14 protein-coding genes and 1 pseudogene are annotated in these 13,229 nt (G+C 57.9%); 9 read left to right on the plus strand and 6 right to left on the minus strand.

Annotated elements, in window-relative coordinates; genetic code table 11:
* Window positions 1-5: 5 nt before the first annotated feature.
* The gene (locus tag OOF89_RS02540) at window positions 6-395 is read right to left on the minus strand and encodes a pyridoxamine 5'-phosphate oxidase family protein (protein ID WP_266078148.1); all 390 of its coding nucleotides are present in this window, start codon (window positions 393-395) and stop codon (window positions 6-8) included.
* 480 nt (window positions 396-875) lie between these two features.
* Here OOF89_RS02540 and OOF89_RS02545 point away from each other — a divergent pair, with 480 nt between their 5' ends.
* The 4 genes from OOF89_RS02545 (at window position 876) to OOF89_RS02560 (ending at window position 4,505) form a co-directional block, all read left to right on the plus strand.
* A complete protein-coding gene (locus OOF89_RS02545) occupies window positions 876-1,070 on the plus strand; it encodes a cold-shock protein (RefSeq protein WP_266078150.1) in 195 nt (64 codons plus the stop codon).
* A gap of 196 nt (window positions 1,071-1,266) precedes the next feature.
* The gene (locus OOF89_RS02550; protein ID WP_266078152.1) at window positions 1,267-2,109 is read left to right on the plus strand and encodes an ion transporter; all 843 of its coding nucleotides are present in this window, start codon (window positions 1,267-1,269) and stop codon (window positions 2,107-2,109) included.
* 338 nt (window positions 2,110-2,447) lie between these two features.
* Window positions 2,448-3,962 carry a phosphoenolpyruvate carboxykinase (ATP) gene (locus tag OOF89_RS02555; RefSeq protein WP_266078154.1) on the plus strand — a complete coding sequence of 505 codons (1,515 nt, stop codon included), beginning with the start codon at window positions 2,448-2,450 and terminating at the stop codon, window positions 3,960-3,962.
* Window positions 3,963-4,076: 114 nt separating this feature from the next.
* Window positions 4,077-4,505: a P-loop NTPase family protein gene (locus tag OOF89_RS02560; protein ID WP_266078156.1), complete on the plus strand. Its 429-nt coding sequence runs from the start codon at window positions 4,077-4,079 to the stop codon at window positions 4,503-4,505.
* A gap of 98 nt (window positions 4,506-4,603) precedes the next feature.
* On the opposite strand, the gene OOF89_RS02565 is transcribed toward OOF89_RS02560, so the two are convergent.
* Together OOF89_RS02565 and OOF89_RS02570 are read right to left on the minus strand one after the other, a co-directional pair.
* Complete coding sequence (locus tag OOF89_RS02565) at window positions 4,604-4,822, minus strand: hypothetical protein (protein ID WP_266078158.1); 219 nt, start codon at window positions 4,820-4,822, stop codon at window positions 4,604-4,606.
* A 107-nt stretch (window positions 4,823-4,929) separates the two neighbouring features.
* Entirely contained in the window at window positions 4,930-5,586 is a 657-nt protein-coding gene (locus tag OOF89_RS02570) for an HAD family hydrolase (protein ID WP_266078160.1), read from the minus strand.
* A gap of 86 nt (window positions 5,587-5,672) precedes the next feature.
* On the opposite strand from OOF89_RS02570, the gene OOF89_RS02575 reads away from it, so the two are divergent.
* Complete coding sequence (locus OOF89_RS02575; protein WP_266078162.1) at window positions 5,673-5,918, plus strand: hypothetical protein; 246 nt, start codon at window positions 5,673-5,675, stop codon at window positions 5,916-5,918.
* 231 nt (window positions 5,919-6,149) lie between these two features.
* Window positions 6,150-7,070, plus strand: a complete 921-nt coding sequence (locus tag OOF89_RS02580; RefSeq protein WP_407661621.1) for a TSUP family transporter — start codon at window positions 6,150-6,152, stop codon at window positions 7,068-7,070.
* Between the two features lies 1 nt (window position 7,071).
* On the opposite strand, the gene OOF89_RS02585 is transcribed toward OOF89_RS02580, so the two are convergent.
* From OOF89_RS02585 to OOF89_RS02595, 3 genes are read right to left on the minus strand one after another with little or no spacing between them, the layout of a single operon-like run.
* The gene (locus OOF89_RS02585) at window positions 7,072-7,383 is read right to left on the minus strand and encodes a hypothetical protein (protein WP_266078167.1); all 312 of its coding nucleotides are present in this window, start codon (window positions 7,381-7,383) and stop codon (window positions 7,072-7,074) included.
* 57 nt (window positions 7,384-7,440) lie between these two features.
* Window positions 7,441-7,800 (minus strand): hypothetical protein, encoded by a 360-nt coding sequence (locus OOF89_RS02590; RefSeq protein ID WP_407661622.1) that lies wholly within the window; start codon window positions 7,798-7,800, stop codon window positions 7,441-7,443.
* A gap of 39 nt (window positions 7,801-7,839) precedes the next feature.
* Window positions 7,840-8,889, minus strand: a complete 1,050-nt coding sequence (locus tag OOF89_RS02595) for a sensor histidine kinase (RefSeq protein WP_266078171.1) — start codon at window positions 8,887-8,889, stop codon at window positions 7,840-7,842.
* Between the two features lie 125 nt (window positions 8,890-9,014).
* Here OOF89_RS02595 and OOF89_RS02600 point away from each other — a divergent pair, with 125 nt between their 5' ends.
* From OOF89_RS02600 to OOF89_RS24605, 3 genes and pseudogenes are all read left to right on the plus strand, one after another.
* Window positions 9,015-9,998: a hypothetical protein gene (locus OOF89_RS02600; RefSeq protein ID WP_266078173.1), complete on the plus strand. Its 984-nt coding sequence runs from the start codon at window positions 9,015-9,017 to the stop codon at window positions 9,996-9,998.
* A gap of 147 nt (window positions 9,999-10,145) precedes the next feature.
* Window positions 10,146-11,984: a PhoX family protein gene (locus OOF89_RS02605; protein WP_266078175.1), complete on the plus strand. Its 1,839-nt coding sequence runs from the start codon at window positions 10,146-10,148 to the stop codon at window positions 11,982-11,984.
* Window positions 11,985-12,221: 237 nt separating this feature from the next.
* Window positions 12,222-13,213: pseudogene (locus OOF89_RS24605) on the plus strand (glycerophosphodiester phosphodiesterase).
* Window positions 13,214-13,229 lie beyond the last annotated feature (16 nt).

Raw genomic sequence — 13,229 nt, forward strand, 5'->3', positions numbered from 1 at the left:
CCAACTCAGTATCGGGTGAACGTTCCCGACCCGATCTCGATCTCGACGAGCGTGTTCTCCGGATATGCAGTTGCGCCAGCCCCGTAACGGGGATTGATGCGGGTGGCGGCCGCTCTCGTTTCTTCGTCATCCTCGATGACGGTGGCCGTCCCTTGCACTGTCATCATCCACTCCGCTTTTCCGTCGGTATCCTGCTGGAACGAAACGGCGACGCGCGGGTTGTCCCGAATGTTCGCGAGTTTTCGGCCGCCGGTTAGAATCGAAATCACTCCATCGTCGTAGTGATACCAGACCGGGGCAACGTGTGGATGGTCGTTCGAACTGGTTGCGAGGTGGGCCATTACCGATTCTTCCGATAGGAGGGTTTCGGCTTCGTCGGGGAGCGCGTTCGTCATGCCCTAGAAAACGGTGGATGAAGACAAGTGCTTTGGCGTGACTTTTTGTGCTCCGATGTGTAGGTCGAAACGGCCGATGACGAGACACGTGTTCTGAACTAGTCTGGCGGCTGGTTGTGAGGAACCCTATGAGTGCCGAGGCCAACTGCTTACGAAAGCGCCGATCACCTTTTTCAGAAAGCTACCACCGGCAGGTAGACGAGGTCGGAGATCGTTCGAGAGGCGGATTCATCGGATGTTCGTCGGTACGAGCAAGCAGTGCAAAACGAGCACACGGTTGGATGTCCGGTCGAGATATGGAGATACTACGGAAGCCCGGGACGATTCCGACGAATCAACCATCGATTCCAAATGAAACCACGTATACGTAGCCAAATATCCATTAGAACAACCATGGTGAAGAGGTTTGTCTAAAAATAGCTGTTTTTTGCGGACAGATGCGGAACTCTTATCCGTGTACTTCATCTGTGTATAATCGTAATGGCAAACGGTAAAGTTGATTTCTTCAACGACACAGGCGGCTACGGTTTCATTTCGACTGAGGATGCTGACGAGGACGTTTTCTTCCACATGGAAGACGTTGGCGGCGAGGATCTGACGGAAGGCACTGAAATCGAATTCGATATCGAACAGGCTCCGAAGGGGCCACGCGCGACGAACGTCGTTCGTAACTAAATTCTCGTACTGTCGCACGGAGCGACACGACGAAACACCCTTTTTCAGCGAGATAACTTACCGCGAGCAGTAGCTACGTAGCGAACGTCACTGCTGAACCGTACGAATGGAGAATCGGCAATGCACTCCGTTCCACACCGAGAGAACGTGGAATCGACCGGTGAGACTCTTTACTGGTCGCCCGTCAATACGACGTATGGGTAGTCACGCATCGCCACGAGTACCACACGATTTCCGGGAGCGGGTGGAGTTCTATCTCTTAGATCATCGGACACCGCTTGGAAAAGCAATCGACATCTGGCTACTGGTGCTCAATTTGGTGTTCGTCGGTGTTTTCGTGGCACAGACCTACTCCGTTTCGGCGACTACGGAAGCGTGGCTGTGGCGCATCGAGGTCGGCATCGCGCTCGTGTTCGTGGTGGAGTACGTACTCCGACTGTACGGTGCCCCAAATCGAGTGACTGAGTTTACCAATCCGTACACGATGGTGGATCTGCTTTCGGTGCTTCCGACCCTATCCGTGATATTCCTTCCCGTCTCGGTCGTCATCGTCAACGTCGGATTCTTACGAGTCCTTCGTATCGTCCGAGTGTTGCGGTTTTATCGGTTCACGCAGGACGAGGAGTTCTTTTTCGGTACCGTGTCCGTCAGCACCCTCCGGGCCATGAAACTTCTCCTGACCGTACTAGTCATTTTCTTCGTCTCCGCCGGTCTGTTCTATAACTTCGAACACCGGGCGAACCCCGCCGTCGACAACTTCGGCGACGCGTTTTACTACACGGTCGTCACGCTCACGACCGTCGGGTTCGGTGACATAATTCCGGTGACTCAAGCGGGACGCTGGGTGACGGTGGCCGGGGTTCTCACCGCCATCATCCTCATTCCGTGGCAGGCCGGGAAGATAGTGCGCGAATGGGCACATAGGGAGAAAGTCAATGTGACGTGCCCCCAATGCGGGCTTTCATATCACGACCCGGATGCATCTCACTGTAAGGCGTGCGGGCACGTCATCTATCAGGAGTACGACTCACGACAGTAAGCGGAACGCACGGGCGGATGGGCGTTTATGGCGTTCGTGTTCACCTCATTCGAGCCGATTACGCGGTAGCTGAAGGCCCGACAACCCGAGGCGAATCGAACGGGCTGCAATCGGCGCTGGAAGGGGACAAAACCCCCGTCTCGGGAACCAATCAGGTGGCCCCTTCCGGAGCGTGATCGGCGACGGCTCGGTTCGAGAAATCGAATTCGGATCCCAAATCGGGAAATTATTTACTCAGTTCCGAAATCACGATTCCGCCAAAAATCGTGTTATGACACCACTAAGGGCGCTGTAAACCGTGCATAATTATAGGCGTCTACGTACCTCTCATGAGTACGATGTCAGACAGTGGGCAGGCAGTCCGACCCCTGAAAGAGACGCTCCCTAATCCGACAGAGGCAGACAATGTCATCTATAATCCGTCACTCGAAGAACTCCGCGAGTTCTCGCGCGAGTTCGAAACCACGGCGGAGTTCGGTTCCCCGTCCTACGTGAGCCGCGAACGCTCGCGCAACGCGGACAAGACGAAAAACGCCATCGACGACGAGTTTGGCGCGGAGGATTATGCACACCTCGAGGACGCCCTCGAATACGCGATGGACAACGAAATCCTCTGTGTGGACCGCCAAATGGGCCGTCATTCCGAACACTCCTACCGGTGCCGGTTGTACGTCCCGAAAGAATACGGGCGAATCGCCCTCGCGTGGGCGAAACTGTTCGAACCCGTGAACGGTGAAGGTGAGCCCGATTTCGTCACCGTCCAAGTGCCCGACTGGGAGGAAATCGCGGTTCGAATCCTCCCCGAAGAGGGACTCACCGCGGTTCTGGGAAGCGACTACACCGGCGAAGCGAAGAAGTCGTTCCTCCGACTGTTCATGTTTCACGCCAAGCGAAACGGTGGTCTCGGTCTCCACGCGGGAAGCAAACGAGTCACGCTGCGTGACACCGACGGTGACCTCCAGAACGTCGGACAGGCGTTCCTCGGTCTCTCCGCGACCGGAAAATCGACGCTGACCGCTCACGGCCTCTGGCTGGACGAGGAGGACGGCGAAACGGCAACGATGCTTCAGGACGACGTTTGTGCCCTCCTTCCCGACGGCTCTATCGCGGGGAGCGAAGGCAACGGCCTGTACGTCAAGACTATCGGACTGGATGCCGAGGAACAGCCCTCGATGTACGACGCCGTGACCCACGAATCGGCCGTGCTCGAAAACGTCGATGTAGCGGACGACGGAACCGTGGATTTCGACAGTGACCGCCACACGTCCAACGGGCGAGCCATCATCCTCCGCGACCATCTGTCGTCCGCGGGCGAGGATATCGACCTCGATGGGGTGGACCAAATATTCTTCATCACCCGGAACCCGATCATGCCGCCGGTCGCCAAACTTTCGTCCGAGGAGGCCGCGGCGGCGTTCATGCTGGGCGAGTCCATCGAAACCAGCGCCGGTGACCCCTCGAAAGCCGGCGAGTCCATTCGCGTCGTCGGCACCAACCCGTTCATCGTCGGATCGAAAGGCGAGGAAGGAAACCGCTTCCGTAACCTCATCGACGACCTCGGTGTGGACTGTTTCGTCCTCAACACGGGCCACCTCGGCGGGAAAGATATCGGGGTCACCGAATCGGTGACCCTCCTCCGAGAGATCGCCCGCGGGACGGTCGAATGGACCGAGGACGAGGCCACGGGCCTCACCGTCCCGAGTTCGGTACCCGGAATCGATATCCAGGAGTTCGGCGTGGCCGACAACGTCGCCGACTACGAGTCGGAATTGGAGAACCTGCGTACCGAGCGTCAGGTCCACTTGGACACGTTCGAGGACCTGGACGAAGACATCAAGGACGCCGACTACTAGCCCACGACGTCGCAATTTTTCCCACGTTGGGGTTGCGTATTTTTGGCTGTTTTTCCGTGGAGACCGGTTTCGCCGAGTTATGCACTCACATCGAACGGTGGTTCCAGTCGGCTGATGCGGATAATTCGGCCGGGAACGGGGAAATCCACCTTCGCCAAACGGTTGGGAGATGCACTGGACAGACCGGTCACCCACCTCGATGCCCATTTCTGGGAACCGGGGTGGGAAAAGCCTGATAGCGACGAGTGGGAGAGAACGCATAGAACGTTCATCGGGGAATTGGAGCGGATACTGGATGGCAATTACGGGAGCACCTTCGACGCCGCGGACACCGTGATTTTGCTCATCGTATCGCGATACGTCTGCCTCTTCCGGGTTATCAGGCGGTGGCTTCGGAACGACGGTCAGGCGCGCCCGGACATGGCCGAGGGCTGTGAGGAGAAAGTCGATCTCGAATTTCTACGGTACGTCTGGAACTTCCCGGTGCAAAAGATCCCTGCGATGGAACGAACGTTCGCACGGCTGGCGAGGAAACGGCCGTGATTCGACTGCAGTCGAACGCGGAACGTGAGACGTTTCTCGACCGTCATCGGGTCGAGTAGGTGTGCAGCGTTCGGATCGAATCCGAGACGGACGTCGTTTCAGTTCAACACGTCCACTTCGTTCGCCAAATCCCGCGGTTCATCGACGGGACCGTTCACGAACAGACCGTGGCCGATGATGGCGCTCGCGACGATCCCCGCCGCGATGATCGCCATCGGAAGGGATACCGAAGTCAGTATCCCGATACCGGCACCGATGCTCATACTCGCGGCGATACCGAACAGGACGAGGTCGTAGTACTGCCACGTGTATGCCATGCGGACGAGTTGTGTCTCCAGCCACGAATAGCTAGGGACAAAATTGAGCGGCAGAAGCGTCGTGAAAGCAGTTCACGTGGTATCGAGTTCGATCGAGTGCTGTCGAATCACGTACGCAATACCGAGCGCAGTTCACGAAGTCCGTCGATTTCGTAGGTCGGGGTAACCGAAAGCTCGTATGCTTCTCGATGTGGTCTGCGAATAAACGCCGAGTCGAGGTCGGCGTTGTGGGCCGCGACGATGTCACTTTCGCTGTCACCGACGAATAGCGCGGAGTCGGTCCCGATGTCGTCGAGTGCCCGTTCGAGATAGTACGGTTCGGGCTTCTTCCGATGGAACGCGTCGAGCGTCGGCGGTCTGCCGTAGTAGGTTTCGAACTGTTCCCTGAGGTCGAAGTGGTCGAGCATGAACTCGATGGTCGCGTGCTGGTTGGAGCTAACGAGACCAAGCGGACGGTCGACCGATTCCAGCGCGTCCACGTCGTCGTACGTCGTGGTTCGGCCCGCTCGAAGTTCGTGTAGTTGCGCCTCGGAGGCGGCGATGTCGCGGGCTTCCCAGAACTCGGCGGGGTCGAAATCGTGGGCGTCACAAACCGACCGAAGGTCCTTGGGGGTCACACTACGCGCGACAGCATCGAGCTGGTCGGCGTCGGGTTCCACCCCGAACTCGGCGAACGCGGATAGCGCGGCCTCCCGTAGCACGGTCCCATCCGGCGGTTTTACCAATACACCGTCGTTGTCGAACAACACCGCGTCGTAGCTCATTTTCGAAATCTGCTCGTGCGAGCGGCGTATGCCTTTTGTTTGCGATAGCCGGAACAGGTTCGTGTTTCGAACCCGAACGAGTATCGATGGATCCGAACGCAGATTTCACCGACGAACAGGTCGGCAAGTCCGTCGTCGCCGCCGATGGAACCGAAGTTGGAACGGTAAATGAGGTTCGGAACGGAACGCTGTACGTGGACGTCGATTCCGATGCGAACGTGGACACTGCCGCCGAGCTCGGATGGGATGGAGTCGTTCACCAGTCGAGTCACGAACTGGACCGCCAATTCATCGCCGACATCGGCGACGACGTGATTCGGCTTTCCGTCTGAACGTCCTCCCTCGGAACTGTCGTGGGGGCGCGTGGCAACAGTCGCCGGTTCCTCGGACGATGACAGCGGATGCATCGTTCCGATATCGTAACCGCTGAGTGCCGTACGACGAGTTGCCTCCGAGAAACCCGTCCTCCCTTTCGGACAGGATTACCCCATTTCGATCCCCTAACTACGTCGAGTCATAACGGTGGGTATGAGTACACCGGCGAAAACGACATGGGGGACGTCCTGATGTCCGGGGAATCCGCCATTCGCCCTGACGAGTTCGTCCAGAATTTACGCCGATTCCGATACCGCGAGCTGCTGATGGCGATAGCGACGCTCGCCGTCGTCACCGGCGCTATTGGACTCTTTCCCGGCACCGCAAGCGTTGCGGACGGGGTAAAAGCGAACGCGACCACGACCGACCTCCTCCTCTTTCTCGCCATGATCGTCCTCGCCGCAATGGTGAAAGGGATGGTCGGGTTTGGATTCGCACTCATCGCTACTCCGCTCGCGGCGACCGTAATGAACGTCGAACTCGCGGTCATCGTCCTCGCAGTGCCACCGTGGATGATAAACGTCTTTCAGATAGGAGAAACCGACACCGGTCTCGATTTCGTCCGCAGGGAGTGGTCGCTTCTCGCGTTAGCACTCGTCGGGAGCGTCGCCGGCGTCGTCTTCTTCTCGGCGTTCCAGACGAGCGCGCTCATCACGTTCCTCATCGGCGTCGTGTTGTTTGGATACGTTCTGTTCCAAGTCGGGCAGAGTTTCGTCGCCGTCAAGGGTGCACACCACCCATTCGCGCTCGGCGTCGTCGGACTGCTCGAAGGGTTTCTCCTCGGCGCGGCCAATCTCGGTCCGCTCCTTCCCGCCTATCTCCACACCTTTGAACGGGACACGGAGCGCTACATCGGCGGTTTGTCGATGGTTCTCGGCCTCGTTTTTACCGCGAGAATCGTCCAGATGTTGGCGACGGGCGTGATGACTGCCTATCACCTCTGGCTGGGGTCCACCATCGCCGTCGTCACGCTCGTCGGCCTGTTCGCTGGAACGTACCTCAGACGAATCGAGATCGACGAACGGCGATTCAACTGGCTCGTCGTCGCCGTCCTGCTCGCCGTCTCGCTGAAGATATTCTCGAAAACGGTTCCGGCGCTTTTTCTCTAACTCACTCGACCGTCACGACGTTCCACTCGTCGTCGGTCACGCGCTGTTCGGTGAGCGTCTCGCCGTCACCGAGGAGCCGGAACAGAAACCCGTCGCCGACCCGTTCGGTCTGGAGTCTGGTCGTCATCACGTCCGCGGTGACTTCGTCGCGCCGTTCGTCGGGGACCCAACCGTCCCGAACCGCGGTGAGCCCGTAATCGGTGTACGAAAGTCGGGTCGAGTTCTCGATGGTGCCATCGCTTCGAACTTCCGCGACGATTTCGTCCGTGGATTCGTTTTCCCGAACGATGAGGGTGTACGTCGTAAGTGACATACCAATCGCTTCACTGCACGCATCTATCCGCGGCAGGGTTGCATGCGCAGGTCGTTTTTATTCGACTCGTTCCAGAACGATACCGTCCTCGAAACCGCCGCGCTCGTCCGCTTTCTCGGAGCGGAGTCGTTCCAGTTCGTCGGGCGAAAACCCCGCATGGTCGGCCAACGCATAGACGACTTCGAGAATATCGGCCAGTTCCTGCGGGTCGGCCGATTCGTGGAACTCGGCGACTTCCTCGTTCAGTTTTTCGCGGAGTCGGCGGGGGTATTCAGCATCGTCCGCGACGTGTGTCGTCGGATCCTCACCGTTCGCTTCGATGATAGTCGGTATTCGGTCACGGACGAGTTTGTCGTACCGGGTCACGTGACAACCGACGATGACGGTCGAAATAGGAATGTCGCTATCGACGAGTATCGTCTCCACAACTCAGGTTAGATGGTTGGTAAACGGGAACTACTCGGAACTGCCGTCTATCTCGCCATCGGGGTGTGCAACCGTGCGAAAGCGGAGTTTGAATGCGGCACCGTCGTCGTCGTTTTCGACCCAGATATCGCCGCCGTACTTTTCGAGCAGACGATCGACGAAAAAGAGGTCGAGGCCGTGACCGTGATGGAGCGGACTGACCTCTTCACGTCCGAAGATGAGGTCGTGTTCGTTCGGCGGGATTCCAGGGCCGTTGTCCGCCACTGTCAAGGTGACGAGTGTATCCTCGAGATCGAGACGAACCGTTACGTGCGGAACGGACGAATCGTTGTGTTCGACGGCGTTCTCGAAGACGGCGTCGATCGCAGTTCCGATAGCATCATCGGCGACTACCACGGCTGGTTCGATGCCGAATTCGGCATCGAACTCGGCGTTCGGATATCGTTCTCGAACTTCATCGAGTTTGTTCCGCAGCAAGTCGTTGAGGCGAACAGGCACGAGCGACGGGTCGGTTCGTTGGGAGAGGAGTTCGTCCAAATTTCGAGCGGTTTCGGCGTATTTGATGATGGAATCGATCCGTTTTCGGGCAGTCGCGAGCGATTCTGTCAGCGCTTCGTCGTCGAGTTCGTCGGCGACGATATCGACGTGGCCGAGGACGACGTGCGCGTCGTTTCGAAGGTTGTGTCGGAGGACGCGATTCAGAATTCGTAGACTCTGTTCGTACTGTCGTCGCTCGGTGAGGTCGGAGAAAAACCCGGCGTATCCACGGAGTTCCCCGTCAATTCGGACGGGAACGCACGAACCGCGCCCGTAGATCATTCGCCCATCCTTCGTCGTCGTCTCGAACCCACCCACCCACGGCTCACCAACGGCGAGCGATTCTATCATTTCACCATATATTTCAGGTTCGCTGAACAGTTCGAGTGGTGTATCGCCGACGAGTTCGTCCCTGCTATAACCGGTGAAATCAACGCACGCCTCGTTTACGTCCTGCACGATGAAGTTCGTGTCAGTAATAATAGCAGGATTTCTCGTCTGCCGAAACGCGGTCTTGTAGATGGTCGGATCGGTACTATCCATGTCTCTACACCTATTCTTAATTCAAGGGATATATTATTAACGAGAACAAAATACCATTCTAGACAGTTTCTAGAATATGTAGCAGAAATGTTTTTATTATCCATACAGTAAAAGGCCATACGAGAATGCCACGTCAACAGCTCATCGACGAGCTACCGATTCCCCCGGACCATCTGACAGAGATCGTGACAGCGACGCTCCCGGAACCGGTTGCCGAGCTCTCGGATGAGTACGACAGGGTGGTTGGCGACCGCGACCAGTTTCTTTGGCAGTGGATATACACGTTGTTTCCATCGTTTACGCTCTCGTCGGTATCTGCGGAATATGCGGAGCCCGCTCGAATCCAGAAGACGATTCTCACGATGTTCGTGACGCTCCTGGACGACTTGGCGGAAAAGGGTCACGATCAAAAGACGTTAGAGGAAGCGTGTCAAATCCCGTATCGGCCCGAAACGGTGAATCCCGACCGGAAGGGAGTCGACACGGAGCAGTTGCGATATATTCAGCGGGTTTGGTCCGCGTTCGAGGACGGTATTCAGGACGCACCGAAACACGACGACTACAGGGATATTTTCGACTGTGACTTGCGCCAGACGCTCATCGGTATCGAATACTCCCGGGTGTTGAACGACCACGTCGAAATTGCCAACATGGCCGGAATAGAGCATTATGACCCGCACAACATGTTGATGTTCCCGTATGCAGGTGTCGATCTGATGTTCTCGCCATCGTTCGACGATAGTGACCTTTCGACAGTACGGTCGGTTATCTGGGAACTACAACGAATGGCGAGAATCGGAAACTGGACGACGACGTGGGAGCGTGAACTCGGCGAGGGTGATTACACTGCTGGACCGGTCATCTACAGCCTCCAAGAGGGCCTCATCTCGATGGAGGATCTGAATCCGGACGACGAGAACGCTATCAAGCGAGTGACCGAACAGATCCGGTCACACGGTATCGAAGATCGGTTCATCAGTGAGTGGGAAGAGCGGTACGAAGCGGTAAAGGAACGACAGGAACGAGCCGACAGCGTGGATCTGGACTCGTTCGTCGAGGGAATGCGGACAGTACTCGCGTATCAACTCGCAGCACGTGGCAAAAAATAACGGACAAGACAATTCCGATATCATATATACTTTTCTGGACGTGAAATATATACCCGAACCGACGAGTTTCGAGGGATCATATGTACCGGTATCTAAATATATCGCTATTAGATACAGTGATAATGACCGCGTTGAACACAACGAGTGATGCTCGACGTACTCGGTCGCAGGGACGTGCTCGAACTGGTTTTCGCCAGTAGCGTATGGGCCAGTTACGATGAGGAGGAAGACGAAGGGACGACCACCGCGAGGGGGACCTCGACGAGGGTCAAAGCACAGGAAAGCGAGCACGCGGATGGTGGTCCGACGCTTACCCGTCTCGCCACAACCGTTTCGGGTGCGGAGTTCACCGGCCTGTTTCTCACGGACGACGGACGACTGTTCTTCAACGTTCAGCACCCGTGGCCGGACAACCGTACTCCCTACGACGAGGGGACCGTCGGCGCGCTCGTCGGCGCGAACATGTACGAACTCCCACGGGAGTTTTCGAGCGTGCAAGTGCCGAAAAACGAGCGCCAGAAAAACGTGGTTCGAACGGCTGTCGGCCAACATCAACCGCTCGCCAACGGCGGCGACGTGACGGTCGACGGTACCGGCCTCGGTATTCCGTACACGAAGTCGGGCGAACCGATGACGGCGGGCGACAACCCGGACTTTAACGGGTTCGTCCCGGCCGACCGATGCGCAAAGACCGCGAAATCGGCAGGGAAAGGAAACCGAGAGGGATACCTGTTCACGAATTGGGAAACACAGCCCGGTATGGTTAGTCGCCTTCACATCCGTCAACGGGGCAAAAACGGTGCGTGGGAAGTCATCGAAAAGATGAACGTCGATTTCGGCGGCGTCGAGGGCACCTGGAACAACTGCTTCGGTACGGTCACACCATGGCAGACCCCACTGACTTCCGAGGAGTACGAACCCAGCGCGGAGGCGTGGTTCGAACCGGACCAGCAGACCTACGGCAACGCCGAATCGGCGTTCGAAGATTACCTCGGCTACTTCGGCAACGCCTATCGCTACGGATATGTCGTGGAGATCGACGACCCGACCGGCGAGCCGTCACCCGAAAAGCGGTTCGCAATGGGTCGGTTCTCCCACGAGAACGCCGTCGTGATGCCCGACCGGAAGACGGCCTACATGAGCGATGACGGGACCGGAACCGTCTTTTTCAAGTTCGTCGCCGACCGCGCGGGCGACCTCTCCGCCGGAACGCTGTACGCGGCGAAGGCGAACCAGGACGGTGGGAGCGATCCGAACGCGGTCGGCTTCGACATCGAGTGGGTAGAACTCGCCAGTGCGAGCGACGACGAAGTCGAGTCGTGGATCGCCGAATACGACGGCCAGAACCCAGAGGACGACCCGCAGTACATCACGGACGAGGACGTACGAATCTGGGCCGCCGGGAAGGCCGACGACGACCGCGTCGCGTTCCTCGAGTCGCGAAAGGCCGCTGCGGCGAAGGGCGCGACCGACGAATTCCGAAAGATGGAGGGCGTCAACGTTCCGTCGAACGCCGAGCCGGGCGATTACATGTATATGGCGATGTCCGAACTCAACGAGACGATGCTGTCTAACGAAGCGACCGACGAGTTCGACGACTCGCAGGACGATATCGAACTCAAAGGGAACGACTACGGCGCAGTCTACCGGATGCGACTCGAATCGGGGTACGACGTTTCCCGAATGGAACCCGTCCTCACGGGTGGCCCGGATGCCAACGTCTGTGGTGGCTGTCCGTACGACGCCGCGCCGAACTCGAAAAGCACGGTGTGTCAGAGCTGCGCGCACAACCCGAAGAAGGACGAGGACGGCGACTCGGGTACCGGCATGGCCGCGCTGAAAAACGGCTCCTTGATGGATCCCGAGAACACCATCGCCAATCCCGATAACATCGTCGTCATGCCCGACGGCCGTGTCGTCATCGGTGAAGACAGCGGTATCCACGAGAACAATATGCTGTGGGTCTACGACCCCGGCGAAGACTGACTCCGCCGAGTCCGCTCGGCACGCTTCGCGCACCGACATCGGAACCGATTTCGTTTCGAGTTTCGCCTCGACTTGCAACGTTGCTTCCACGGAGCGGCCGTTTTCGTCCCGATAGAACCCGTTTTCGACTCACAGCGCGCCGGGAGATGCGTCTCGGTGGCAAATATATATCGCACTACGGGTCAATTGACTCCAATTATGATACTATTTGACAAATTGCTTTCAAATACTCGAACGATGTCACCGAGCCTACCGAACGTCGGACGTCGAACCTTCCTGCACAGCACTGCCGCCGCAACCGTCGTCTCCGCGACAGGTACCGTGGGAGGCCGCGAACATGCGGACGAGGCGGACGACAGGATGGAAGAAGACGACGACTGCAACCAGCTGAACGTTATCGCGCACCGGGGGTTCGCCGGAATGAATCCCGAGAACACCGTCGGTGCGGTTCGGTCTGCCTCCCGCGGCGGTCACGGAAAGGGAATTCGCCCTGCCGCAGACATGGTGGAAATCGACGTGGTTCCCTGTAAGGACGGGGAAGTCGTCGTCTTTCACGATTCGGGGCTCAGCGAGCGCGACGGCGGCGAGCGTGGCCTCACTGATAAAAGCGGACTCGTGTGGGAGACCCCGTCCGAAGTCGTCCGTCGGGCGGAAGTGCTCGAAAGCGGGGAGACGGTACCGCTGCTGTCGGAACTCATGTCCGCGGTGCCATCCCACGTCGGTGTAAACGTCGAGTTCAAGAACCCAGGTTCGTCCGACCTTCGATTCGCGGAAAACTATCCGAAGACGAACTCGACGAGCAGAAAGCCATCTGGCGACCGTTCACCGAGCGCGTGCTCGATATCGTGTCGGGGTTCGAAAACGACGTACTCGTCTCCTCGTTCTACGAGGCCGCGCTGGCAACGGTCCGGGAGACCGACCCGTCGCTACCGACGGCATTCCTGTTTTGGGACTCCATCGAAGAGGGGTTGGAGATAACACGAAAGTACGACTGTGAAGCGCTCCATCCGCCGTGGAACATGATTCGAGACACTCCGTTTTTCGGCGACGAATACTACCTTTCCGGCCCGTTTGCCGATATCGATCTCATCGAAGTCGCACACGAAGAGGGACGCACGGCAAACACGTGGACCGTCGGAACGGGGTATCAAGCGACCCAGCTGCGTGATGCTGGCGTGGATGGAATCATCGCCGATTACCCGGGTTTGCTCGGCTTCGACGGTCGATAACTACGTGCGCCGACCG

The organism is Haladaptatus caseinilyticus (assembly GCF_026248685.1).
Lineage (GTDB): Archaea > Halobacteriota > Halobacteria > Halobacteriales > Haladaptataceae > Haladaptatus > Haladaptatus caseinilyticus.